Annotated in this window: 18 protein-coding genes; 12 read left to right on the top strand and 6 right to left on the bottom strand. The window is 46.2% G+C overall.

Going from position 1 to position 24,559, the window contains the following annotated elements; genetic code table 11:
* Positions 1-75: 75 nt before the first annotated feature.
* Complete coding sequence (locus AAA952_RS03610; protein ID WP_105251569.1) at positions 76-1,806, bottom strand: potassium/proton antiporter; 1,731 nt, start codon at positions 1,804-1,806, stop codon at positions 76-78.
* Positions 1,807-2,691: 885 nt separating this feature from the next.
* On the opposite strand from AAA952_RS03610, the gene AAA952_RS03605 reads away from it, so the two are divergent.
* Positions 2,692-3,606: a L,D-transpeptidase family protein gene (locus tag AAA952_RS03605; RefSeq protein ID WP_105251568.1), complete on the top strand. Its 915-nt coding sequence runs from the start codon at positions 2,692-2,694 to the stop codon at positions 3,604-3,606.
* A 92-nt stretch (positions 3,607-3,698) separates the two neighbouring features.
* Here AAA952_RS03605 and AAA952_RS03600 read toward each other — a convergent pair whose 3' ends face one another.
* Positions 3,699-4,526: an N-acetyl-ornithine deacetylase gene (locus tag AAA952_RS03600; RefSeq protein WP_105251567.1), complete on the bottom strand. Its 828-nt coding sequence runs from the start codon at positions 4,524-4,526 to the stop codon at positions 3,699-3,701.
* Positions 4,527-4,742: 216 nt separating this feature from the next.
* Here AAA952_RS03600 and AAA952_RS03595 point away from each other — a divergent pair, with 216 nt between their 5' ends.
* Both AAA952_RS03595 and AAA952_RS03590 read left to right on the top strand, forming a co-directional pair.
* A complete protein-coding gene (locus AAA952_RS03595) occupies positions 4,743-6,161 on the top strand; it encodes a M16 family metallopeptidase (RefSeq protein ID WP_338254483.1) in 1,419 nt (472 codons plus the stop codon).
* On the top strand, positions 6,158-7,723 hold the full coding sequence (locus tag AAA952_RS03590) for a M16 family metallopeptidase (protein ID WP_338254481.1): 1,566 nt from the start codon (positions 6,158-6,160) through the stop codon (positions 7,721-7,723). The genes AAA952_RS03595 and AAA952_RS03590 overlap by 4 nt, the downstream gene beginning before the upstream one ends.
* Before the next feature lie 44 nt (positions 7,724-7,767).
* Here AAA952_RS03590 and AAA952_RS03585 read toward each other — a convergent pair whose 3' ends face one another.
* Positions 7,768-8,565: a polymer-forming cytoskeletal protein gene (locus AAA952_RS03585; RefSeq protein ID WP_263171896.1), complete on the bottom strand. Its 798-nt coding sequence runs from the start codon at positions 8,563-8,565 to the stop codon at positions 7,768-7,770.
* Between the two features lie 287 nt (positions 8,566-8,852).
* On the opposite strand from AAA952_RS03585, the gene zapE reads away from it, so the two are divergent.
* Positions 8,853-10,169 carry a cell division protein ZapE gene (gene zapE / locus AAA952_RS03580; protein WP_338254479.1) on the top strand — a complete coding sequence of 439 codons (1,317 nt, stop codon included), beginning with the start codon at positions 8,853-8,855 and terminating at the stop codon, positions 10,167-10,169.
* Between the two features lie 582 nt (positions 10,170-10,751).
* Entirely contained in the window at positions 10,752-12,377 is a 1,626-nt protein-coding gene (locus AAA952_RS03575; protein ID WP_168822572.1) for a methyl-accepting chemotaxis protein, read from the top strand.
* Positions 12,378-12,500: 123 nt separating this feature from the next.
* Here the strand turns inward: AAA952_RS03575 and AAA952_RS03570 are convergent, their stop codons facing one another.
* A complete protein-coding gene (locus AAA952_RS03570) occupies positions 12,501-13,499 on the bottom strand; it encodes a LysR family transcriptional regulator (RefSeq protein WP_173242949.1) in 999 nt (332 codons plus the stop codon).
* A gap of 138 nt (positions 13,500-13,637) precedes the next feature.
* Here AAA952_RS03570 and AAA952_RS03565 point away from each other — a divergent pair, with 138 nt between their 5' ends.
* A complete protein-coding gene (locus tag AAA952_RS03565) occupies positions 13,638-14,597 on the top strand; it encodes a sodium-dependent bicarbonate transport family permease (protein WP_338254473.1) in 960 nt (319 codons plus the stop codon).
* A 77-nt stretch (positions 14,598-14,674) separates the two neighbouring features.
* Here AAA952_RS03565 and AAA952_RS03560 read toward each other — a convergent pair whose 3' ends face one another.
* Both AAA952_RS03560 and glnE read right to left on the bottom strand, forming a co-directional pair.
* On the bottom strand, positions 14,675-15,646 hold the full coding sequence (locus AAA952_RS03560) for a GGDEF domain-containing protein (RefSeq protein ID WP_338254470.1): 972 nt from the start codon (positions 15,644-15,646) through the stop codon (positions 14,675-14,677).
* Positions 15,647-15,750: 104 nt separating this feature from the next.
* Positions 15,751-18,606 (bottom strand): bifunctional [glutamate--ammonia ligase]-adenylyl-L-tyrosine phosphorylase/[glutamate--ammonia-ligase] adenylyltransferase, encoded by a 2,856-nt coding sequence (gene glnE, locus AAA952_RS03555; protein WP_338254469.1) that lies wholly within the window; start codon positions 18,604-18,606, stop codon positions 15,751-15,753.
* 238 nt (positions 18,607-18,844) lie between these two features.
* Here glnE and AAA952_RS03550 point away from each other — a divergent pair, with 238 nt between their 5' ends.
* The 6 genes from AAA952_RS03550 (at position 18,845) to AAA952_RS03525 (ending at position 24,467) form a co-directional block, all read left to right on the top strand.
* Positions 18,845-19,816 (top strand): hypothetical protein, encoded by a 972-nt coding sequence (locus AAA952_RS03550; RefSeq protein WP_105251557.1) that lies wholly within the window; start codon positions 18,845-18,847, stop codon positions 19,814-19,816.
* 13 nt (positions 19,817-19,829) lie between these two features.
* Positions 19,830-20,729 carry a DUF350 domain-containing protein gene (locus tag AAA952_RS03545; protein ID WP_113939026.1) on the top strand — a complete coding sequence of 300 codons (900 nt, stop codon included), beginning with the start codon at positions 19,830-19,832 and terminating at the stop codon, positions 20,727-20,729.
* Between the two features lie 4 nt (positions 20,730-20,733).
* Positions 20,734-22,458 (top strand): polyamine aminopropyltransferase, encoded by a 1,725-nt coding sequence (locus AAA952_RS03540; protein WP_338254465.1) that lies wholly within the window; start codon positions 20,734-20,736, stop codon positions 22,456-22,458.
* Between the two features lie 78 nt (positions 22,459-22,536).
* Positions 22,537-22,950: a YjfI family protein gene (locus tag AAA952_RS03535; protein ID WP_105251554.1), complete on the top strand. Its 414-nt coding sequence runs from the start codon at positions 22,537-22,539 to the stop codon at positions 22,948-22,950.
* An 11-nt stretch (positions 22,951-22,961) separates the two neighbouring features.
* Positions 22,962-23,651: a PspA/IM30 family protein gene (locus AAA952_RS03530; RefSeq protein ID WP_338254460.1), complete on the top strand. Its 690-nt coding sequence runs from the start codon at positions 22,962-22,964 to the stop codon at positions 23,649-23,651.
* Between the two features lie 162 nt (positions 23,652-23,813).
* Positions 23,814-24,467 carry a DUF4178 domain-containing protein gene (locus tag AAA952_RS03525; RefSeq protein WP_220775920.1) on the top strand — a complete coding sequence of 218 codons (654 nt, stop codon included), beginning with the start codon at positions 23,814-23,816 and terminating at the stop codon, positions 24,465-24,467.
* Positions 24,468-24,559 lie beyond the last annotated feature (92 nt).

Here is a 24,559-nt window from a genome sequence, read left to right as displayed (position 1 = left end):
ATACAAAAATGCCAGCAAATAAGCTGGCATTTTTTATGGTGACTTTCGATCGTAAGGACCATCTAGCACATAGGATTAAAGCGCATTCTCAGTCGGTAAACGAATACCTACGTTAGTGACTTTACCTTCATACAACCCCGCCACCACCCAATGCAACGACTGCCAGTGGAACTGATCCCCAAGTACAGGATTAGCACCAAGCTGAGATACCACAAGGTCTGCGACTGTCATATCATCAGCGAGATTATCTAAACTCAAACCATAAATAGGCGCGAGATCCGCAAGCTTAACGTCTGTTTCAATAAAGAAATCACCGAAGAATCGTTGTACTTCTTTATTTTCTGGCGCTTGGCTAAAGAGGTTACTCAAGGCTTCTAAACTTTTCTCCTGACCCAGCACACAGAGTATATCGCCCGCTTCGAGGCGAGTGCTACCCGATGGATGCAACAAAGTGTCATCCCTAAATACCGCCGCAATCCGTGTCCCATCTGGCATAGCTAAGCGCTTTAGCGGCTCACCAATACACCACTTACTTTCACTCAAACGATAGACAAACACTTCCCATTCGCTGCTCGGGTAAATTTCAACTCCCGAGCGCGAAACGGGTAACGGCTTTGGGGGCAGTTCCACCTTAGCTAAACGCGCTGCTGTGGTCAAAGATGCACCTTGAACCAGCAACGACACTAATACAACGAAGAAGGCTAAGTTGAAGTACAACTGAGCACCCGGTAAGCCAGCCATCATAGGGAATACTGCTAAGATGATAGGCACAGCGCCGCGTAACCCCACCCAAGAAATAAACCAGCGGTCGCGACTGCTAAAGCTCTTAAAGGGCAATAGACTGATCCATACGGCGACAGGGCGAGCAAATAAAATCATTCCGAATGCCAGAGCAAAACCTGGGATCATGATATCGACTAAATCTGAAGGGGTAAGCAATAACCCTAATACGAGGAACATGCCGATTTGACTGACCCAAGTCATACCATCCAGTACGTTCAAAATCGCATGACGGCCACGGGTTGGCTTATTGCCGAGGAACAGACCCACTAAGTAAATCGACAGAATACCACTACCACCCAGTTTGTTGGACGCAGCATAAATAATCAGACCACCGCTTAAAACTAAAATAGAGTACAGACCATCAGCTAACTTGCTTAAATTGACGAGCTTCCACAGCATCCAGCCGCCGCCTAAACCTAAACAGATCCCCAGACCAAATTGCTTAATAAAGCTAATAAGCATAAAGCTGAAGGACAACTCACTGTCGACATTGGCAAGAATGGCAATCAAGGTTACGGTTAAGAATACCGCCATAGGATCGTTACTGCCGGACTCAATTTCTAAGGTCGCACCAACCCGCTCATTAAGGCTACGCCCTTTAAGCAGGGAAAATACCGCAGCGGCATCGGTCGAGCCCACAATCGCGCCCACCAGCAAACCTTGCAACCAATGCAAGTCGAACAACCATGCGGCCATCATGCCGGTGATACTGGTCGTAATGGCAACGCCAAAGGTCGCCAACGATAATGCAGGCCATAGCGCCACCCTAAAACTGGCAACGCGGGTGCGCATACCGCCATCGAGTAAAATAATCGCTAAGGCTAAGTTACTGACTAAATAGGAAGTTGAATAATCATCAAACTGGATTCCACCAAGGCCATCTTCGCCAGCCAAAATACCCACAGCAAGGAAAATCAATAAAATAGGGATGCCCAAACGGGAAGACATAGGACTAAGTAAAACACTCACTGCTGTAAGCAAGGCGCCAATCAGAAAAAAACTATTGATGGAATCTGCATCCACAAACGCCTCCTTAATACAGGTTGTTTAGTTAAACGATAGACAAATCACCGAGGTTAAAAATGACTCAACTCACAATTTTATGATTTTATATTAGCACAAAAATATCGAATTATTGGAGCGTTAAATATTAAATTTCAATCATCTACATAAAAAATGTCATAAAACCAACTTTCTATTAACCTTTAGATAAAGGCTAACATAAAACCTAAAGGATAGCAGAACATCTCCACACGACTTAATAATAATTAAAAGAAATAAATATCAAATAGTTAAAAATAACAAACTGAACGTAAACTCAAATCATTCAAGCAAAACTCAGCTCACAAACCTGTATAAACTAACGGTATCATGACCAATTTAGTGTCAGATAAAATAATGTCGTGTAAAAGGTGAATATTTGAACATTATCCTTAAGCTAATTGTTTTAACTCCATTTATTTGCCAATGAGATGATTTAAACTCACCTTATCCGATGAGCAATAGCCTTGTGAGAAAAGGACCACACACTGTTTTCCAAAACAAATCAATTCAGTTCCAGTAACGCCATACATGCTCGCCATTCAAACAGACACGTTTTAGATTGGTTAACACTGCAAATATTTTTCATCAAGCAGGAAGGCATGCACAAGACAATTGAGTACAGCAGGTTTTAACGACAAGACTAAATACTGGCAATTGACGCCGCCAAGGAAAACCGTTAAAACAAAAAATTAAGCGATAAATACGCCGTACTGATCATATTTCAGTTGAAATAATGTCCAAAATAAGGAAGGATGCGAGCTTCGCGCGCCAGTGCATTTTGCTCGTCAAATTGCCGCTCTCGTTTTAAGAGAGAAAGCTGCGTTAAACACGCTTTTTTATTAACAGGAATCGTAGTATCCGCTTATGAGTATGCTTCGCACCACAGCTTTATTATTGACTTTGGTTTTCCCTAGTCTGTCCGCTTTAGCAACGGAATATCCTTTACCAGCCGCCCAAAGCAGGCTAATTGGCGAGAACCAGTATTATACGGTTCCAGAGGGTAAACACACTCTCGAAGATATCGCAGCCAAATACCAGCTTGGTCTCAGTAACTTACTCGAAGCTAACCCAGGTGTGGATCCATTTCTGCCAAAACCAGGTAGCCAACTGATCATTCCATTGCAATTGATCCTGCCAAACGCTCCCCGTGAAGGCATAGTGATCAACGTGGCTGAAATGCGTTTGTATTACTATCCAAAAGGCAAAAAGACTGTTGAAGTGTTGCCTATTGGTATTGGCCAAATTGGTAAAGACACACCAGAAAACTGGGTGACCACTGTACAACGCAAGCGTGCGAATCCAACTTGGACACCCACACCGCGCATTCGTAAAGAATATGCTGCTAAAGGTGAAATCCTGCCTGCGGTATGGCCAGCCGGTCCAGATAACCCTATGGGACTGTATGCGCTGTATATCGGCAACTTGTATGCGATTCACGGTACTAACGCAAGTTTCGGTATTGGTTTGCGTGTCAGTCAAGGTTGTGTGCGTTTACGCCATGAAGATATCGAGCATCTATTCAAGACTGTACCAGTGGGAACTCGGGTACAATTTGTGAACCAGCCGATTAAAGCAACCGAAGAGCCAGACGGTAAACGCTACTTAGCCGTGCATCAACCATTGTCTCGCACTGTGGCGGAGTTTGAATCAAATGAGCCCGTTGCGATATCACTGCCAAAAGAGATCGCTAAGTTTATCGCTAAAGCTGACACTGATTCTTCTGTGATCAAGAAGCTACTCGATGAACGTACTGGTGTGCCAATGCGAATTAATCAATAATTCACTGGCGAATACCACCTAAAAAAATACCCGCAATCTGCGGGTATTTTTTTGTCATGTCAGGCTATTCACTAACGTAATAGACTAATATATCAATCACATAAAGGTGCACACAGGGCCAAGAAGTGAGTCATAGCAGCACTGTTTGCTAATACGCGTTGATCGAAGTTTTGCAACGCAGGTGTTTCAGTACAAGCACCGACACGAGCACCACTTCGTACTAAACAAGCTTCAAAAGACGTATCAAAATGATTGAAGATCAAACCATCCTTAACAGGACACCCATCAATCTCACCGTCTACCGCAATCGGGAAATAACCACCTAAAGTATCGCGCAGATCGAGACTAAAACGTCCTGGCACTTGGCTTGGCTCAAAAGAATACACATAGGCTTCACGACTCAAGACATCTTCATGGCAAGTTAAAATACCGTCTCGACTCGCAGCAAGCAGTAACTGTGCGTGCTCTAACAATAGCTTACCTTCAACCGATGTATGTTCATTCGCTTTAGGTTTACCGTTCTCAAATACAAAACCACGATTTGGATTTTCGCCGTATTTATTAAATCTATGACCACGACTGAATCCAGTAGGATTGACGAGAGGCAATAAACTCAAGTTCACCCGTTCAAATAGGTCTGCTGAAGCTTCACTCAAAAAATGCAACAAACCCCATGGGCCTGCAGATTCTTCGCCATGAAATCCTGTGCTGATCAATAAAGAAGGTAAGCCTGACTTAGCGGCCGGTGACTGATACAAGCTAACATCGTATTTACCCACTTCACCCAATGTTTTCTCAACCATGCCCAAACGGGTCATTTCCTGCTCAAGCAGCAGATAGAAATTATCAATATCAGTGCTTTCACAGTTAAAAATATCGCTTTTCCACTGAAAGGATTCGAACGGAGATCTGCTTACCATATCTTGTACTTATGCCAGAAAAAGAACTGTGCCATCATAGCAGTTCTTTTCAAAAACTGAATGCTATTCAACTGATTTCGATGAAATCCGAGCAGTCGTCGACAGTGGTGCAATCTGTATCGATACCTGCGAATGTATCAATTGCCTGTCGTTAATGGTATCCAGCTTGAGTAAGACATTTGACAAATTAAAAAATAAGCTCGGCAGGACGCACTTATGAAAACTCAAATCAGCTTTTTTATCGCCCTTTCGGCCAGTGTTTTCAGTCATACGCTACAGGCCCAATGTCGCGCCGAGCAAGATGCACAAGCCTTATATGCGCTCGAAGCGAATATAGAGACCTATACGCTACAAAATGGCCTGACAGTGCGATTACTGCCCATGGCAGATAAACAGACAGTCACAGTCGCCAGCCAATTTAATTTAGGCGCCCGCAACGAAGCCCAAGGTCAGAGCGGTTACGCCCATCTGTTTGAGCACATGTTGTTTAAAGGGAGTGAAAATGCCCCCGGCGATATCTATGCTCAGCAGTTCAGTGCTTTAGGTGCACGTTTTAATGCCAGCACGTATTTTGACTACACCAACTACTATGTGACGCTGCCAAACCAAGCATTAGAACTGGGCTTATATCTCGAAGCCGATCGCTTTATCCGCCCTAGCCTTAACGCCACTACGGTTAAAAATCAGCAGGAAACCGTACTGCAGGAAATGGCACAAACCATAGATAATCAGCCCTATATCCTTAGCGCGATGGTGTTTTTACTCGAGCAAGTAAAAGGTACTCCCTACGGTCACGGTATTATTGGCAGCCGCGAAGATATCTTGCAAGCCACGCCAGAAAACCTAACGGCCTTTCACCGTGATTATTATCGTCCCGATGCGATGCAGCTTTCCCTTGTCGGCAAACTAAGCCCACAAACCCGACAATGGATTGAGCAAAATTTTGCGGCTTGGTCTAGGCCAACGATTGCTGAACCTAAATTTTCTGAGTTAACAATCCAGCCTAAACAAGTACATGCTGAGTTAGTGGATGAGCGCGGACCTTGGCCTGGATTACTGCTTGCTTGGCATACCGTAGGTAAAGATCACCCCGATGCGGCGGCAATTCGGCTGCTAGAAGGCTATTTATTTCAAAACACCGCCAGTGCACTCGCTAAACTCAGTCTGCATAATCCCGAACAAATGCTCAGCTACTCCCTGCCCTTTGAGTTAGAAAATCACGGCATAGCGAATATCGTCTTGGTTCCACGGGCACGGACCTCACTCGATGCCTTAGTGCAAAAAGTATTGGGACTTGTGGCACAAACGCAGCAAGATGCTCTGGATGAAACAAGTCTTTGCACACTTAAACAAGTGTGGTTAAACAATCAATTACAACAACTGGATGACACACAGGCCTTAGCCATCAAGCTTTCCGCAACGTCGGCTCAAGATAAAGACCATCCCTTTACCGCGCAGTGGCAACGGATCAACGCAGTCACGGCCGACGATATCCAAAGCGTCGCAAAACGGTATTTCAACCAAGATTATGTCCGAGTCGACCTACTGCCACCTTGGTATATTCGCTGGGGTAAAACGCTACTGGAATGGCTGCCTAACGATATGAGTGACAGTTTAGAGGATGCGGTATTATGACGACTCAGACAATGTCAAAGCAGCTACAAGGCTTAATGTTCTGCGCTGTGGCTTTATCACTAAACGCCTGCCAGCAGACGCAAATCGTCTTCACGCCGAGCGAACCGCCGAGTTTGGCCCATTTTGAAACACCAAACTCTTTAGCCCATTCTTTGCCTAGCTCTTTGAACAATCATTTACCCAAAAGCGGCGTCATTATCCCAGTAACGGATGAAATTTTTACCGATGAAGTCCATACCGAATTGGATTTACCCTATCAGTTACATCGCCTTGCCTCAGTTCAAATGAATAGTAGTGTGAGTAAGAGGGTCAGTTTAGCGGCTGTGAGCCCGCAAGTTCCCTTCAATAATCCTGATATTTTACAGATTGCCTTTCAAGAAAAAGCCCGCGCACTTGCCATTAGCCGCGCAGATCCCTGTCTTGAGACTTTCAATATGCGTGTCAGCTTGCACAGCATTAATTTAAGCCTCACTTGCCCCGACGATGTTAACCATATCTACGGCTTACTACTGCAATTTTGGCAGCCAGATGCCTTTGTTGATGCGACAACCGCCCCCGTCGATGTCGACAATATTCGCCGTCAACTCAAGCTCAATAAACACTTAAACGCCTTTAGTGGCGCCGAGATAGATAAAGTGTGGCGCGATAAACTGCTCGGCCCTGAACATCCCTACAATAGAGTGATCAATAATAATGCATTGTTCGATTCACTCAGCCTAAGGCAACTACAACAAATCCAACAGCAGGCGGTAACACAAGCACAGTGGCATCTTTTTCTACCCAACTCTTTGGCAAATAACGCTAAATTTGACCTTCAAGCTAGCCTTAAACTGTGGCCATTATTGCCTAATTCAGTGCCGAAAGCGGATAAACCAGAGACAGTAAAGCCTCAGCAAATCAAGAGGATTTACCTTATTGATGCGCCGGGCAGCGTGCAAACCCAAGTCCGCCTAGGTTATGCCATAGATCATGTCCTAAGTGATGCATCAACTCAGCAGCAACTGAACCCACAGGAAGTCGCCTTAAGCTGTCGCAGTTTATCCGCACTCATGGGCCGCAGTTTTTCGGGCAGACTCTACTATGATTTACGGGAAAAACGCGGCCTCACCTATGGCATCTACGGCCAGTGCGCCAATGCACCGCTGTCCAGCAGCATCAAATTTTACGGCAGTACAGCCATAGAACATACGGGCGCGTTTGTGGTAGGTATACTCGATCACCTCGCACTGGTTAAGACGCAAGGTGCTAGCCAAGGTGAAATCGATGCACTTAAAACCTATTTGATCGGTGGAGATTTGCTCAGCCAAGACAACAGCATTCAACGGGAAAACCAATACATCCACCAAGTCGCGACAGGATTGACTCAAGTTGATGTGCAAAAGCTGAAGGCAGAGTTGCAAGCTCTAACGCCTGATAGGCTACAACAGTTAGCAAACGCGGCTTTTAGTAATGATCCATTGATTATTTTGCGGGGCGATGTCGCTCGAATTCTTCCTGACTTAAAAACCAAGCTACCAGAGTGGCAGTTTGAAAGGGTCAAGGTTGGCCGAACTGACAACTAAAGCCAAATAATCCTTCTAAAAGATTCAAATGCGCGATCGACAGATTAGAGCTTATTGGTCGCATTGTCGCTGGCAGGCGGTGCGCCATTATCCCCCTGCGTCATCTGTTCATGGCCTTGTTCCATTTGTTGTAAATCTTCCATCGCCGAATCCTGCTGCATGGCCTGCGGATCAGGATCCGCTGCCGGTAATACCGCCATATTGTCGGCATTCGCGCTATTTGGCGTAGCAGGTTGATCAGGAGCCATACCATTTACGGCCTTAGACCCCTCGATTGCCGGAGACACCTCAGTTTTCAACGTGCTGTCACTAAGATTAGGTAACCACTCACGCAATTGCTCGGGTCCAAAACTAAAACCTAACGCTATGACGACAGTTGCCACTGCAACATACAGCCAAGGGCGAATCGCCAGATTATCACCTCTTAGCAAAGTGCTTTCACTGGCATATAAATGCGCATCCGAGCGTTGAGCTATTGGCGCGAGTGCTTGTAGCATGTCCGGCAAGGCATCGAGTTCAGGACCTTTAATACGCTGACCAATAAACTGCCCACCTTCGTAAATCTCCATCTGATGACTGGCGACTTCACCGTCAACCACACCAGAACTGGTAATAATCAACTTATTACAACAGACTCTTCCGCGAAATACGCCGCAAACCCGCAGCTCATGACAACTGACTTCACCAGATATTTCGCCGCCAAGTTCGATCTTAATTTGTCCTGCTGATCTAATCTTGCCCTGCAATTTACCCGCAATGAATGCCGCGCTCTCTAACTGAATGTCGCCCTCAATCAAGGTTTGTGCACTGATAACCGTAATGCCATTGCCCTTACTCGCCATAGGATTCATTCCATATCATTATTTTTGTGACAAAGATGTTATGGTAAAAGTCCTCGAGAATAAAGCACTGGTTTCGCTTAGTATTTAACCTAAGCTTCAGAGCGGGACTTAAGTCACGTCAGCGACTATGTTACCCTGCGCATCTTGCCATATGGCTCCCGAGTACCTGAATATGAGTAACAGGATGCCTCAAAAAGGTGAGTGCTGATATCGCACTAAATTAAGCCTAAAGAGCGCAGGATCTACTGCAACAAACACCGAAAACAAACCGCCAACGAGACCCCGACATGGCACATTCAAACTCCGCTAGCTCGCAATCGATAACCCCAATCGTGACACCACTTGAAGCGTATCGCGCCAAGATGAGCATAGATCTCATTGACGATCCCGCGCAGCAACAGGCGGTGTTGGCGCTCGATGCGCTATTTAAGCAGTTGATGCTACGACCATATTCAGCACAGTTTCCCCTTATCAACAAACAAGCAATCAAAGGTCTGTATCTGTGGGGCGATGTGGGTCGGGGCAAAACGTTTCTGATGGATTTGTTTTTCGATTGCTTGCCGAGTGAAGGCAAGTTAAGACTGCATTTCCACCGTTTTATGGCGCGGATACACAATGCACTGCGTGAGCATTCGGGTAAACGCGATCCGTTAACGCTTATAGCAAAAAATCTAGCGAAAGAATGTAGGGTGCTGTGTTTCGATGAGTTTTTTGTCTCAGACATTGGCGATGCCATGATACTCGCAGGGCTATTTGAGTGCCTATTCGAACAAGGTGTGGTGCTGATCGCGACCTCAAATATTCCTATTGAGCGCTTGTATGAGAACGGCTTAGCCAGACACAGATTTTTACCTTGTATCCAACTGCTGCAAACGCACACGCAAATGCTGCATCTCGCTGGCAACCAAGACCACAGGATGCACGCCATCAATACTTTATTAAACAACGAGATTGGCATTGAAAGCGCTGAAATGAGTGCCTCGATTTCCCGCAATATCGGCATTACCGGAACACTCGATTTTGAGCAGATTTTTGACAAGCTAGTGAATGGGTTAACGCCAAATGCACTCAGTATGAGCGCTGTTGGCATTAGCGATACTGGTATTTGCGATTCTAACGTTAGTGATAGCAGAATGAGCAATGCTAGCCTCACCATCTGCAACCGTGAAATCCCAGTGATCCGCGCCGCTTTAGAGCCCACAGACAACGCCGTTGCTTGGTTCGACTTTTATGCCCTGTGTGATGGCCCAAGATCCCAACTCGATTACATCGAAATCGCCAGTCGATTTAAGATCTTAATGGTGAGCGGTGTTCCTAAACTGGGCGGCGAAGTGAAAGGCTGGATCCGTGCCCGCGGCACGGAGGACGGCACAGGAGCAAACCAAGCCGCAGCTACGGGCGAGCGCAAACTCTCCTACGCCGCCAACGACGACCCAGCGCGACGTTTTATCAGCTTAATTGATGAGTTATATGATCAAAATGTCAGCTTATATCTCAGCTGCGACGTGCCACTGAGTGAACTCTATCAAGGTGGCGCACTCAGTTTTGAATTCCGCCGCACCTACAGTCGATTAATAGCAATGAGTCGAAGTGAATGGCCGTAAAACATTAGCGATTTATCGCTCTGTTGAGTTAGACCAAACCCCTAATATTGATAAGCAAGAAGTTAGCCATCACGATAAAAATTCGAGGAACAATTAGTGACAAGATAATTCATGCATTCAGAATATAACAAGTCAAATACGCTATTTGCAGATACAAGCCTAGAAAGATGAATAAGTACCTAAATTGAAAATCTGCAATCATAGACAAACTAGTACAACAAAAAAAATTATAATAATTAAAAATCAAATACATAAAATAGAAAACTCATCTGCCATAATCGATTCAATTCACACAACTAAATGACTCATTACGTTCAATTTGCTTCTAGCTGTTGCTAACCTTGAGTTTTAAGGTACGGTGTAACTTAGTTTCAATTGTTCTAATTTACAGCCTATAGGTTTAAATCGATCAAATTTACAACCTGCAACATAAAAGCTGAAAAATATAATCTATAGTTTATGCAATCAACTAAAGACTCATGATTCTGAATAAGTGCCATGACACTTAGTTCGAAGTATTCGCTAGAAAATATTAAGAACTGCCTTAAACGGAACTATTTTAAATACAGGGACGATTAACTTATGTGGTTACGACAATTTAAGATTGGCTCACGATTAATTGCTGCGTTTGGATTACTTGCTCTTGTGTTGCTACTTCAAGGAATCATGTCATTACAGACGATGTCATCCATGCGATCCACTGCAGAAGAAATTGAAGATAATACCCTACCTACGCTGGTCAGTCTGTCGAGCATCAACCTCAATGTGATGCGCGCTAGGGTGTTTACATTTCGCCTGTTATTAGCAAATTCGGCAGCAGAACTTAACAAAGGACTCGATACATTAAGGCAAATCCGCCAGAGTATTAAAACGGATCAAAAAAACTATGAGCCTTTAATTAGCCTGCCAGGTGAGCAGGAGCTCTATCAAGAATTTAGTGGCAGCCTTGATCTGTATTTAAAGCATCAAGATGAGATGATCAGCAAGCTACAGGCGAATGATGCAGCCGAAGCTAAACGGATCATGGATGATGTCATGATAGTGCAAGCCGAAAAAATGACAAAGACGCTCATTAGCATTGGCAGCTTGAATACTGAATATGCAAAGGAACAAGGTCAAATAACTGCACAAGCCTACGACGAGAGTAAATGGCTAAACAGCATTATGATAGTGGGCTCCTTAATCGCTGCATTTGTAGTGGCAATATTTTTAACTCGCAGTATCGTGCAGCCAATGAAGGAAGCTGTAGGCATTTCAGTGGCAGTCGCAAGGGGGGATTTAACGCAGAAAATCAGCACAGAGGGTAAAGATGAAACCAGTCAACTGATGCAATCATTAGCTGAAATGCAGCAAAATCTGCGCGACACTTTATCCCATATAGCAAACTCCTCTAGCCAGCTCGCCTCCGCCGCCGAAGAACTCAATTCAGTCACTGAAGATGCTTCCCGCGGCATACAGCAACAAAATGATGAAATACAGCAAGCGGCAACTGCGATTACCGAAATGAGTTCGGCAGTGGATGAAGTAGCCAATACGGCGGTGCTCGCTTCAGAAGCCTCTGAAGAAACCGCCCGCAGTACCGAATTAGGTAAAAAACAGGTAGATCAGACTGTCGCAGCCATTATCGACATGAATCAGGATGTGACGCAAAGTTCACAGGTTGTTCAAACCTTAGCGATTCAAGCGAGGGATATAGGTAAAGTTCTCGATGTGATCCGCGCCATTGCTGAGCAAACGAATTTACTGGCCCTAAACGCAGCCATTGAAGCGGCGCGAGCGGGCGATACAGGCCGTGGTTTTGCGGTTGTTGCTGATGAAGTTCGTGCCCTAGCCCATCGCACTCAGTCCTCGACCCGTGAAATTGAAGACATGATTAACAAAATCCAGCACGGCACCGAAACGGCTGTGCAGTCGATGCAGCACAGCGGTCAAAAGGCTGAACAGGCACTCTCAGTCGCAAGATTGGCAGGGGATGCATTAAACACGATAAATCGTCAAATCAGTACGATGAATAACAGCAACATGGTCATCGCAAGCGCCGCCGAAGAGCAAGCGAAAGTCGCACGTGAGGTCGATAAAAACATTGTGAATATTAGTGATCTTGCCAGCCAAAGTGCTGCGGGGGCACAGCAAACCAGTGCCTCGGCACATGAACTCTCAAGACTCGCCGTTGAACTGAACAATCTACTGACGCGATTTAAAGTCTAGAGTATCGCTTTATAATGGAATCTGAGGGTAATGGCGCAAGATGTGTTCAACAGTTACCCTCAATGCATAACGCTATGATCTAGTTTAATAAAGCTTCCATAATACAAGCGAGACTCAAGAGTGCTAGGACCGAGTTTGCGGTGCATGATTAAAGTGCATAGCCAGTTCACTGATATCAGTGGCAACCCATTCTGGCTCGATACACTCGACCAAATGCGCCGCCATAAAGTCCACCAGTTGCATGGCGGCATAGGGCAAACGGCGATCTTTACGGCCAACTAGATACCAGTTACTTTCGAGCGGAAAACCCGTAACAGTTAGAATTGCAGGTTTTTCGCGCCCTTCTTGCAAGGTATGCGCCGAAATCACCGACAAACCTAAGCCCGACGCGACGCTCAAGCGTATCGCCTCATTACTCTCGATTTGCATAGTGTCACCGAGCGTGATGCCTTGGCCGCTGCACCAAGACTCGAACATTAAGCGGGTGGCTGATCCCGGTTCGCGAACGATAAAACGCTCATTTTTAAGCTCGTTAAAATTCACTTGTTCACGACCCACAGCCCAATGCTCCTTTGGTGCAATCAGTTGCAGCGGATTTTTGATGATGCGTGCAGATAACACGTTATCGCCACTTGGAGGATGACTGAACAGGTATAAATCATCTTCTTGACGTTCAAATCTGCCTAATACATGGGCACGGTTACCAATGTTTAAGGTCACTTTAACCTGTGGAAACTGCCGATAAAATGCCCCTAAAATCCGTGGTAACACGTATTTTGCGGTAGTGACAATACCGATATTAATGTGACCGACACTGCCACCTTTAGCCTGCTGCATAAAAGCATCGAAATCCTCAAAACGACTCAAGGTATCGCAGGCTGCGCGGTACAACTCATTACCAATCAAGGTCGGTAACATGCGGCCATCACGACTCTCGAGTAATGGCTCGCCCAACACATCGGCCAGTTTTTTAAGCTGTAATGACACTGTGGGTTGAGTTAAATGCAATGCCCTCGCCGCTGCGGAAATATTACCTAACCGCACCACTTGCACATACACCTGCAGTAACCGAAAACTCAAATGCCGCAATTTAAGCTGAGTCGATGACGAACGCTTATCCATAGACAATTATCTATACCTAGGTGGTAAACAATTTATTTTTCAATATAACTAATTAGGTCCAAAATCACCAGCCATCAGGATCACTCGACAAACAAGCGCGTTTTACACCGCTTAAAAGTCAAACTTAATGAGATACCTATGCCCGATATTGTCATTGCATTTTTCGCCTTAGGCCTGTTAGCTGGCCTAGTGAAATCAGATCTTAAAGTCCCACCCGCGATCTACGAAACCCTATCCATACTGTTAATGCTTACCTTAGGTTTAAAGGGCGGAATGGCGCTCCACGGTCACACTCAAAACTTAGTGATCACTGAGCTGTTAGCGGTTGTTGCCTTAGGTTTGATTATCCCCTTGGCCTTATACCCTGTACTAATCCGGCTGGTTCGCATTGGCCATACCGATGCCATTAGTATTGCCGCCCATTACGGCTCCGTCAGTGCGGGAACCTTTGCGGTGGTGATGACTATGGTTGAAAAATCTGGGCTGATCTTAAGGCCAGAAACGACCCTGTATCTCGTGCTGCTGGAACTACCTGCTATTGTCGTAATGCTCTGGTTACACAGATACTTAAGCGCAAAAAAAGCAATTGAAATATCACCCAAAAATGAAACTCAATCGAGCGTGTTGCACGAAGCGTTAACCAACCGCGGCGTTGTACTACTCGTTGGTGGTGTGGTGATAGGTTGGCTTTACGGCCCAACGGGGCTTGCGCCGCTCACTCCTGTGTTACTCGGTGGGTTCAAAACCTTACTGGCATTATTTTTACTGGAAATGGGCTTAGTAACGGCCAAAGTGTGTTTGCCGCTACCACTTAAACAATGGCGGTTATTAATGTTTGCCGCCGTAGCGCCCTTTGTATTGGCTTGGTGTGGTATTGGTGTAGGTGTTTGGCTGGACTTACCTTCTGGCAGCATTTTAGTGCTAGCAGCATTAAGTGCCAGTGCATCTTATATCGCAGCGCCTGCGGCCATTCGTGCCGCAATCCCCGAAGCCAATATAGGTCTGGCTATGCTAGCCTCACTCGGGATCACATTTCCGGTTAACGTATTAATTGGCTTACCCTTATATCAACATTGGGTAACGCTCATTACAGCTTAGTACTTCTTCGCCGAATAAAGTCCAATGAAAAGGGAGGCATTATTGTCTCCCTTTTCATTAGCATAAGCATAAACAATTTAAGATGCATCACTGTGATGTGTGGCTTTATTCTGATACATGGCTTTATCAGCTGAATCTAACAGATCCTCTAAGCTCATATCTGAATTTGGTGTCCAATGGGCGATACCTATGCTGGTCGCCAATCTATGTTGCTTAGGATGCTGTTGATTAAATTGCTCAAGTAACTGCTTAAAACGCTCGATGACCCGATTGACTGTATCGCTATGCACAAAACTTAATAACACCACAAACTCATCACCGCCAAGCCTTGCGATCACATCCGACTCCCTAAAAGCGGTCATCAAGATATGGGCAAAATCGTATAACACTTGGTCACCCTTGAGGTGGCCAAAGTTGTCATTCACTTCCTTAAAAAAGTCGAGATCGAAGAATACTAAGGCTGCCTCAGATTTGGTACGTCGACAACTCGCCAGCGCCTGATGAGCCAGTAACTCAAATCCACGCCGATTCGAAATCGTAGTCAAGGGATCTAAGGTGTTTTGCGCAATAGAGAGTAATTCAGCCTCTACCATTTGCCCTAAATCCGTTAAGGTTTCAATGTCTTCAGCCGTAAAATCCCGCGGTTCAGTACCGATTAAACACAAAGTACCCACCCGATATTGCCTGTGAATGGTGAGGGGATAGCCAGCGTAAAAGCGAATATGCGGCTGCTCAGTCACCAGAGGATTGTCACTAAAACGTGGATCTTTGAGGGTGTCGTTCACGATGAAAATGCCGTCATGATTGATCGCATGTCCACAAAATGAAATTTCCCGAGGTGTTTCAGTCACCTCCAATCCTTGACGTGATTTAAACCATTGCCGATCGGCATCCACTAAGGTCACAACACAGATGGACAAGGAGAAAATTCTGCGCGTAAGCCGAGTAATACGATCGAAACGTTCCTCGGCATCGGTGTCGAGCACATTAAGTGCCCGTAACGTAGCCAAGCGTTGCAGCTCGTTTTCAGGAATTGTAGGTAATTGCATGGCACTCTCAGCTAACTGCTCTCATTAAACTCTAGCCTAAATGGTGTATTCTTGCGGTGTTAAGGCTGAAATTCGTATCAGCCTTAATCCCCTTAAAGACTGCACTATTCGAGCACAGCACGATAAATGTTTAACACCCGCTCAGCATGGTCTTCTACCTCTGACACTGGTAACTGCCCCGCCTTTTGTTGCAGAGTCAGTCGATGATTTTCATCCCGTAGTAAGCAATATGTCTGAGTTAAATGCTGGGCACTCATCATTGGCAAAAGTTCAAGCTCAGCTAACACACCAAAAATCCGCACATTGTCAGACCAAATCGTTAGCTCTGGATACTCGTGAGCATTAGCCAGCACTAAGTACTGGGCAATAAACTCAATATCGGCAATCCCGCCTGGACTCTGCTTTAAATCAAACATGCCATCACTGACTTTAAGCAAGTGATCGCGCATCTTCTGACGCATCTCACGTACCGCTTTTTGCAGCTCAGCTTTATCACGGGGCTTTTCCAATACTGAAGCGCGAATATGACTGAATTTAACCGCTAAACTATTGTCGCCAAAAACAAAACGCGAGCGAACTAAAGCTTGATGTTCCCAAGTCCACGCCTCATTAGCTTGGTATTCGCCAAAACGCTCAATCTCACTGACCATCAAACCCGAGGCGCCAGAAGGACGCAGGCGCATATCCACTTCATACAACTCCCCCGAAGTGGTACGAGTCGAGAATAAATGCAGAATGCGCTGGGCGAGTTTGAGGTAAAAATGACCAACTTCAATCGGGCGATCACCATTGGTCAGGCCGTTCTCTGTTTTATTTTCACACAAGAAAACTAAATCGAGATCGGAGCCGTAACCCAATTCAATCCCGCCGAGCTTGCCATAACCGACAACGGCAAAGCCTGTGTCACTGCCCTCAAGGTATGCTGGCACGCCGTGGCGCACTGAAACCTGTTGCCACGCCTGCATCACCACTTGTTCGATAATAGCTTCGGCTAAAAAAGTTAAGTGATCGCTCACTTGCATCACGGGTAAAACACCCGTGACATCGGCGGCGGCGATTTTAAGTTGTTGTGAAAGCTTAAATTGTCGCAGCGCTTCCATCTGCTGCTCCATATCATCCTCGGGCACGCGCATCATGTACTGACGCAGCTCGCTCGGATAATCGTCGATGGAGGTCGTGTCATAGAGCTGCGACGGATCGATAAGCTCATCGAGCAACATGGGAAATTTAGCCAACTGCGCGGCAATCCAAGGACTGGCGCAGCACAAGCTCACCAACTGCTGCCGCGCGCCGGGGTTTTCACACAAAAGCTCAAGGTAAGTAGTGCGAGTTAAAATTTGCTCCAGCACCTTAGACACGGGCTCAAAGGCTGACGATGGACTCTGTTGATTAATCAATTCTTCCAATAATCTTGGCATTAATTTATCTAAGGTTTCTCGCCCGCGTGGTCCAATGGAACGCTTAGTCACTGTTTCGCGCCAGCTGCTAAGCATAGGGCACAGCTTGTCATCATCAATTTGCTGTTCGGCCAACAACGTAATGCCATCATCAAGGTCTTGCATATTCCACAGCTGCGCCGTCCAATGCTCGACTTTTTCTTCGCCTTCTTCGCCGCCCACTGTGGCTTTAAAATGACGATGGATTTTGCTCATTGCCGCTTCAATATGAGTGCGTAAATCAACCTCATTGGCCATATCGAGTACATGGCACAATCGCGCCCAATCGAGTGGATTATTCGGTAAGGTTTGGGTTTGTTTATCGTCAATGGCTTGCAGCAGATTCTCAACCCGGCGCAGCAGTAAATAACTGTGTTTAAGCTCATCCACCGCCAAATATTCAAACTGCCCTAAGCTGTAAAGCGTATCGATAGCACCGAATAAACTCTGCTGACGCAACGCAGGCTCACGGCCGCCACGGATCAATTGAAAACTTTGCACCACGAACTCGACCTCACGAATACCGCCTGCACCGAGTTTAATATTGTCGGTCAAATGACGGCGCCGCACTTCTTGCGCGATGAGTTGCTTCATTTTCCGCAGGGATTCAATTGCCGAAAAGTCAATATAACGGCGATACACAAAGGGTCTCAGGAGACTGTGTAGTTCATCGGAGAAATGGTTCCAAGGCCCGAGCGCACGCGCCTTGACCATGGCATAACGCTCCCAGTCTCGCCCTTGTTCTTGGTAATAATCCTCAAGACCGCTAAAACTCACCACCAAGGGGCCACTTTCACCGTAGGGACGCAAACGCATATCCACGCGGAACACGAAACCATCGACAGTGACTTGATCGAGCAAGTTCACTAACCTTTGCCCCATGCGGATAAAGAATTGTTGATTATCTAAACTGCGACGACCGCCGACGGTTTCGCCATGCTCAGGAAACGTGAAAATCAAATCGATATCGGAGGAGAAATTAAGCTCGCGGCCGCCTAACTTACCCATGCCTAAAATCAGTAGCGGTTGCGGATTCCCTTCTTTGTCCATCGGCGTGCCATATTGAGTGCACATATCTTTATAGAGCCAATCGCGGGCGCAGATCACTAACGCTTCGGCGAGCGCCGACAGATCAAGCAAGGATTCCTCTAAACTGGCATAGTCTAAAAAGTCACGCCAAGCTAAACGCACCATTTGATAGTTACGAAACCGTCGCAGGGTGGTTTTAGCCATCTCCTCAGTGGTCGTGCTAGCAAGTTCTTCATGTAAATCAACATCAAAGTTTTTACGATCAATCAGGCTTAACTCACCCGCAAACAGCATAGCGATCCACTCGGGATGTCGGCATAGTTGAGCCGCTACATAATCACTGAGTCCCAAAACCGTTTTGAGTTCTTGCTGCTGAGCAGGCGTTAATTGCGCAAGTCCTTCGGACCATGCTTCCTCTAATCGCAGCCAATTGCGTTCAGCGGTTTGATTAATAAGAATAGACAATGACTTATTACTGTCTTTTTGCATGGTCATAATAATCCCTAACAAATTTAGCTATCGACATATTATGTCGTAAATGATATAGATTGACGCCACATCATGTTATGTTCGACGAGACTTGCAGCTACCTGATGCAACACACAAATAAAGGTTTACACTTTTATCTGTGGCATTTAAGGGTACTATAACCTGCGCGGCAGGCATATTGGGCAAGCGGATTATTATTGCCTGCAAGTATTTGAGTTTTATTTCATTACCTTTTGGAGAAAACATGGCAGGAATGCTAACCCGTGTTCTCACATCGATACTTTTTTTAGCCGTTTCGCTATCGCTGACGGGTTGTGGCGATGACAGACCGGATAAAATCGCGAAGTATCAACAACTCACACAGCAACGTCTCGCTACGCTCACGACGATGATCGATGACGGCCAGTTGCGTAACGCTAATCTCTTAAAACAATACACGACACTGCTAAAGCAACAGAAACCCGATTTAGCACCCTTACTCGATGAATTAGCAAAGGATTCTGGTACCCAAGGTCCCATGTATACCTCGCTAAAACGTCGTTTAGATGAATCGAAAGTGGCGAGTAACTTTGCCGATCTCGATCAACAGCTGGCCGAAGCAGAAAATCTTTATCAAGCCGCAGATCCCAGTCTGTTTAACGATATGTTGTCTGATCCCGTCAACGTGGTCGCCGATATGTCCGACGGCAAACTGGCTCGCGTAAATGCGATTAGCCGTGAGGCTGCAACATTAGCCAATGGCGGTGAAGATTTTGGTCCAGGCAGTCAATTAGTTGGTAATCCCTCTTACGGCAACTGGCAAACCGACTCAAGCGGCACTTCGTTTTGGGCTTGGTATGGCATGTATTCGATGTTTTCGAATGTTTTCAATCGCCCAGTTTCCTACGATCGTTGGTCGGGTAACCGTGGTTATAGCTATTACAATGACGTAGGTCGTTATCGCTATACCTCACCCAAACAAGCGGATGCGCAAAATAAGACTTTCGAACAAACGAAAAAACGTTTCGACTCACAAGGCAAGCGCTTTGACAGCCCTTATGCTAAGCCGCGAACTGGTGGCACGGCGTTATCCCGTGAAAGTACCAGCGCACCTAAGGCCAGCACGACAAGTGCGAGCAAGAGTTCGAACAGTAAGTTTCGATCTAACTATGCTAAAGACAGCAGTTTCCGCAATTCCAGTAATCGCACGACCCGCAGTGTGCGCCGGGGCAAGTAACTAAGGATTTCCAATGACATTATTTCAGGATTTCGGTATCACACCAGAGCTAGCCATCATTCTGGCTATCGATCTCACCATAGCCGTGATTTTGCTAACGCTAATGCGTTATTTGCAAGGTTGGAGTGTAAAGGTCAATAGCAGTAAGGAGCTGGCAGAGCGGGATAACTTTGCCTTTGGCATAAGTACCGCTGGCGCAGTTGCCGCCCTAGGCATAGTGCTTACAGGCGCTATCACAGGCGCGGCGGCACACTCTTATCTTACCGAAGCGATTGGCATGAGCTGCTATGGTTTATTCGGTTTAGTACTGATTAAACTCGGCCGTTTCCTCCACGATAAAATAGCGCTAAATGAGTTTGATAAAAACGAGCAAATCATCAAAGGTAATGTGTCCGTCGCTATCGTCGATGCCAGCGTTGCTATTGCTACCGCCATTATCATTCGCTCCGTCTTGCTGTGGGCAGAAGATTTAACGGTCGATACCTTCATTGCCATCTTCAGCGCCTTTGCGATTTCGCAGTTGATGTTAGTGCTACTCACGCGCTGGCGTGAAAACCGTTTCGCAAGCCGTAACCAAGACTCGTCTATGCAGCAAGCCTTAGCCCAAGGTCATACAGCGTTAGCGCTACGCCATGCGGGTTACATGATTGCTATGGCACTGAGCTTTAATGCCGCCAGTCACTTTATTATTTATAATCCAACGGCTTATGTGACTAACGTGATCGGTTGGTTAGTGTTCTCAGTCATTATGCTGATCGCGCTCTCCTTATTGCTGTTCGTCGTGAAGAAACTGGTATTGGCCCGTATCGATTTAGCCGATGAAGTGGAAAGACAACACAATATCGGTATTGCCGCAGTAGAAATGGCGATCAGTATCGCTATCGCACTTATTCTTACGGCACTGATGGCTTAATCGAATGCAAGAAATTAGCTTAACTCCCTCGGCGGCTAAACCTAGCCGCCTAGGTTGGTTCGACGATGTTCTCTTACTGGGCATTATGGCCGTATTAGCAGGTTGCGGCCTGATCTACGAATATCTTTTATCCCACTATGCGGGCCGCATTTTAGGCGCATTAGAAGCCGCCATTTACACCATGATAGGCTTAATGATTGTCTCCATGGGGCTAGGTGCCTTCGCCGCCCGTAAGATCCGTGATGCCTTTACCGGTTTTGTGATTTTAGAACTCACAGTTGCACTCTGTGGCTCACTCGCCATTTTAATCACAGCAGCGGTGATTGGTTTTGGTCAACAACTGCCATTGATCATTGCTAATACCTTAGGTTTACCGCCAGATCAACTGCCCGAAGGTGGCATGATAGGCTCGCTGCAAAAACTCAGCGAATACTTACCCTATGTGTGGGGTGTGTTATTGGGCCTGATGATTGGTATGGAAATCCCGCTGATTGCTAGGGTTCGCCAATCCCTTTCCGACGAGCATTTACTGCATAACGCGGGCACCATTTACGGAGCTGATTACATAGGCGCAGGCATAGGTGCCGCAATTTGGGTTGGCTTTATGCTCGCCATCGATATCCAACTTGCCGCCGCCTTAACCGCCAGTTTCAATCTATTGGCAGGTTTTGTGTTTATCTGGCGATTCTGGCCTAAAATCCGCCGCCCTAAACTGCTTTTGAGTGGGCATTTTATCGTGACTGGCGTCTTACTCGTATTAGCAATCCACGGCCCACGCTGGGAGCAAGAATTCAATAATTTGCTCTATAAAGACAAAGTGGTTTACGCCAAGGCGACACGTTTCCAACAGCTGACCTTCACCGAGCGGTTGCGCGGTAACGGTCTGCCGCCCGTTTATGCTTTATACATCAATGGTCGCTTACAATTTTCTAGCATAGACGAGCACATCTACCATACGTTTCTCGTTCATCCTACGCTCGCGGCCAGTGCCCGTCACAGCAAGGTGCTGATCATTGGCGGCGGTGATGGACTCGGTCTCAAACAAGTACTGCGCTGGGAACCTGAACAAGTCACGCTGCTCGATCTCGATGTGGGCCTAGTGCAATTATTTAAATCGCCCGATACAGATATGCCCGATAGTCTCAGTCGCGCTATGTTGGCGCTCAATGGCAATGCACTGAACGATCCCCGTGTCACAGTGATCAACGACGATGCATTTAATGGTGTCGATAAACTGATTGCCACAGGCGTGAAATACGATGCGATTATCGTAGACTTGCCCGATCCGAGCCATCCCGATCTTAATAAGCTCTATTCGGACTATTTCTACCGTAAATTAAAGGAACTTATGAGCAGTGATGGCGCTCTGACTGTACAGTCAACATCGCCTTACCATGCCCCTAAGGCCTTTATTTCGGTAGCAAAAACCTTGGCATTGGCGGGATTTGACGTCAAGCAGTACCATCATAATGTGCCCAGTTTTGGCGAATGGGGCTGGAGTATTGCAACCTTAGGCGGACTCGATGCACAACACAGATTAGCGAAGTTAACTGAGTTGCCCATCAAAGATGACTGGCTCACTTTAGGTTTAGTGGATGGCGCCTTTGAGTTTCCAGCCAATTTTTATCAAGATGCCGCCAACATAAAACCCAATGAATTGGGTTCATTGCAGCTGTATCACTACCATTTGCAAGATTGGTCCGAGAATCAAGGACTGGATCTTTTTTAATAGGATGAGATAGTACTTGACATATTATGTCTCAGTGCTATCTTTGAACACAGACATAATATGTCAATAAGGACAAATATGAATATCCATACCATTGCCAATCACCTCAACAGTCTTGGCAACAACAGCCAAACTGGCTTTCAATTTGATTGTTATCCAATCGATGGTGAAGTCGAAGTGTTGCAAGTGAATGTGGTCGGCCGTGAAGAAATCCCGGTATTTGTATCGGTAACGGACAACCAAGTACTTTGCATCAGCTACCTGTGGGGCGAGAACGAAGTAAATCAAGAACGTCGCAGTGAAATGTTTGAAACCATGCTAGAGCTCAACATTCCAATGCCCTTGTCAGCTTTTGCAAAAATTGATGACAAATACGTGGTTTACGGTGCGCTATCACTACAATCTAGCATGCTCGAAATCGAGCAAGAATTAGCAGTTTTATCTGATAACTGTTTAGAAGTTATTGATGAATTGGTCGACTATCTGAAATAAGGAGCCACAAAATGGGCATTCTGAATAAAATTTTAACAGCGTTTCGCGGTGGTGCCACCGAAGTTGGCCAAAGCATCGTTGACGCAAACTCAACCCGTATTTTCGAACAGGAAATCCGTGATGCAGAAAAGCATTTAACCAATGCTAAACGTGAACTGACCGATGTCATGGCAAAAGAAATGCAAGCCAGCCGTGAAATCGACCGTCTGAAACGTTCGATTGCAGAACACGAAGGTTATGCAACTCAAGCATTGGACAAAGGTAATGAAGCCTTAGCGATTGAAATTGCTGAAAAAATTGCCCAGCTCGATCAAGAGCTTGCTGAGCAGCAAAGCGCCAACGACAGCTTCAGTGCCCATGCACTGCGTCTGAAGGATTTAGTGAAGAAAACCGAGCGTCAACTGTCTGATTATCAGCGCCAGTTGAGCATGGTGAAAACCACTGAGAGCGTGCAAAAAGCCACGGCAACTATTACCGACTCTTTCGCTTCTAGCAACTCTAAGCTGCTGAACGCTAAAGATTCACTCGAGCGCATCAAGGCACGTCAGCAGCAGTTTGACGATCGTCTGAAAGCGGCAGAAACCTTAGCCGATGAAAACAGTGACAAGTCACTGCAATCTAAGCTAGCCGAAGCCGGTATTGGTGAGCAAAAGTCGAATGCAAATGCTGTGCTAGACCGAATCAAAGCACGTAAAAGCTAAGCAATGATTGACCGAATGCCGAGTCTCAGTGGGATCATCACCCCCTACTGACCTCGGCATTTTTTTGTTTCATCCGCATAAAATAATTGACCACTATCGCCCGTTACGATCCGCAGCCAATCGATTTGAAGCCGCACGCGAGCATAGTCAGCAGGAGTCACTATGGGGTTTTTCAATAGTATTTTTGGTAAGAAAGCAGCGCCACAGCGCGAGCTCAATCACCCATCCCAGCTCAATGTGGGCGACATGATCTCAATTGATGACAGCTTTGCCCTGCCGCCACAACTTCGTGGTCAACAATTGAGGGTCGAAGCCGTACATACTTATGAGTCTGAACGTAATCAGCAAGCCGAATGGTTACTTAAAGGCCATGGTAGCGACACACTCTTTCTAAGCATCGAAGAAGACGACGAAACCTATCTCGCCTTCTCGATTAAAATTTCCCGCGCCCAAGTGGAACAATTATTCGATCTTGAGCAGTTCAGCGCCCTGTTCGATGAACCGGGTCATGCCGAGTTAACCACGAAAGAATTACCAGCCGACTTAGCGGAAAAACTGCAACAATGGCTTGGAAAGCAATATCACCAAGTGACGTTTGCCGCTTTTGGCTATTTCCATCGTCAGGACTACCGCGGCCAAAGGCCACCACAAGACGCCAATGGCGCCACGGGTGAGCCCTTCGAGTACTATTTACTGCTCGATGACGATGAAAGCCGCGCCGTCGAAGTGGAAGTTTACGAAGGTGGCGATACAGATGTTGTCTTGACCTTATATCGTCCACTGACGGATATTCGGGAATACTGGCCAGCGAAATAAGCCAAAAATAAGATAAAGTGCGCGCTCGCACTTTATCAATAATCCCAATACAATCTCACAGATAAGCGCTAGAAACGGTTGATAGCAATAGG

This window comes from Shewanella sp. M-Br, from assembly GCF_036245925.1.
GTDB lineage: Bacteria > Pseudomonadota > Gammaproteobacteria > Enterobacterales > Shewanellaceae > Shewanella > Shewanella oncorhynchi.
The sequence above is the reverse complement of the archived record's forward strand: the minus strand, read 5'-3'. Positions and strand labels throughout refer to the sequence as shown.

Excerpts from the sequence above, each read along its gene's own strand:
- AAA952_RS03595 (WP_338254483.1), top strand. The coding sequence starts at position 4,743 with ATGAAAACTCAAATCAGCTTTTTTATCGCCCTTTCGGCCAGTGTTTTC.
- AAA952_RS03605 (WP_105251568.1), top strand. The coding sequence starts at position 2,692 with ATGAGTATGCTTCGCACCACAGCTTTATTATTGACTTTGGTTTTCCCT.
- AAA952_RS03535 (WP_105251554.1), top strand. The coding sequence starts at position 22,537 with ATGAATATCCATACCATTGCCAATCACCTCAACAGTCTTGGCAACAAC.
- zapE (WP_338254479.1), top strand. The coding sequence starts at position 8,853 with ATGGCACATTCAAACTCCGCTAGCTCGCAATCGATAACCCCAATCGTG.
- AAA952_RS03570 (WP_173242949.1), bottom strand. The coding sequence starts at position 13,499 with ATGGATAAGCGTTCGTCATCGACTCAGCTTAAATTGCGGCATTTGAGT.
- glnE (WP_338254469.1), bottom strand. The coding sequence starts at position 18,606 with ATGACCATGCAAAAAGACAGTAATAAGTCATTGTCTATTCTTATTAAT.
- AAA952_RS03560 (WP_338254470.1), bottom strand. The coding sequence starts at position 15,646 with ATGCAATTACCTACAATTCCTGAAAACGAGCTGCAACGCTTGGCTACG.
- AAA952_RS03565 (WP_338254473.1), top strand. The coding sequence starts at position 13,638 with ATGCCCGATATTGTCATTGCATTTTTCGCCTTAGGCCTGTTAGCTGGC.
- AAA952_RS03540 (WP_338254465.1), top strand. The coding sequence starts at position 20,734 with ATGCAAGAAATTAGCTTAACTCCCTCGGCGGCTAAACCTAGCCGCCTA.
- AAA952_RS03530 (WP_338254460.1), top strand. The coding sequence starts at position 22,962 with ATGGGCATTCTGAATAAAATTTTAACAGCGTTTCGCGGTGGTGCCACC.
- AAA952_RS03550 (WP_105251557.1), top strand. The coding sequence starts at position 18,845 with ATGGCAGGAATGCTAACCCGTGTTCTCACATCGATACTTTTTTTAGCC.
- AAA952_RS03585 (WP_263171896.1), bottom strand. The coding sequence starts at position 8,565 with ATGGCGAGTAAGGGCAATGGCATTACGGTTATCAGTGCACAAACCTTG.
- AAA952_RS03525 (WP_220775920.1), top strand. The coding sequence starts at position 23,814 with ATGGGGTTTTTCAATAGTATTTTTGGTAAGAAAGCAGCGCCACAGCGC.
- AAA952_RS03600 (WP_105251567.1), bottom strand. The coding sequence starts at position 4,526 with ATGGTAAGCAGATCTCCGTTCGAATCCTTTCAGTGGAAAAGCGATATT.
- AAA952_RS03545 (WP_113939026.1), top strand. The coding sequence starts at position 19,830 with ATGACATTATTTCAGGATTTCGGTATCACACCAGAGCTAGCCATCATT.
- AAA952_RS03590 (WP_338254481.1), top strand. The coding sequence starts at position 6,158 with ATGACGACTCAGACAATGTCAAAGCAGCTACAAGGCTTAATGTTCTGC.
- AAA952_RS03575 (WP_168822572.1), top strand. The coding sequence starts at position 10,752 with ATGTGGTTACGACAATTTAAGATTGGCTCACGATTAATTGCTGCGTTT.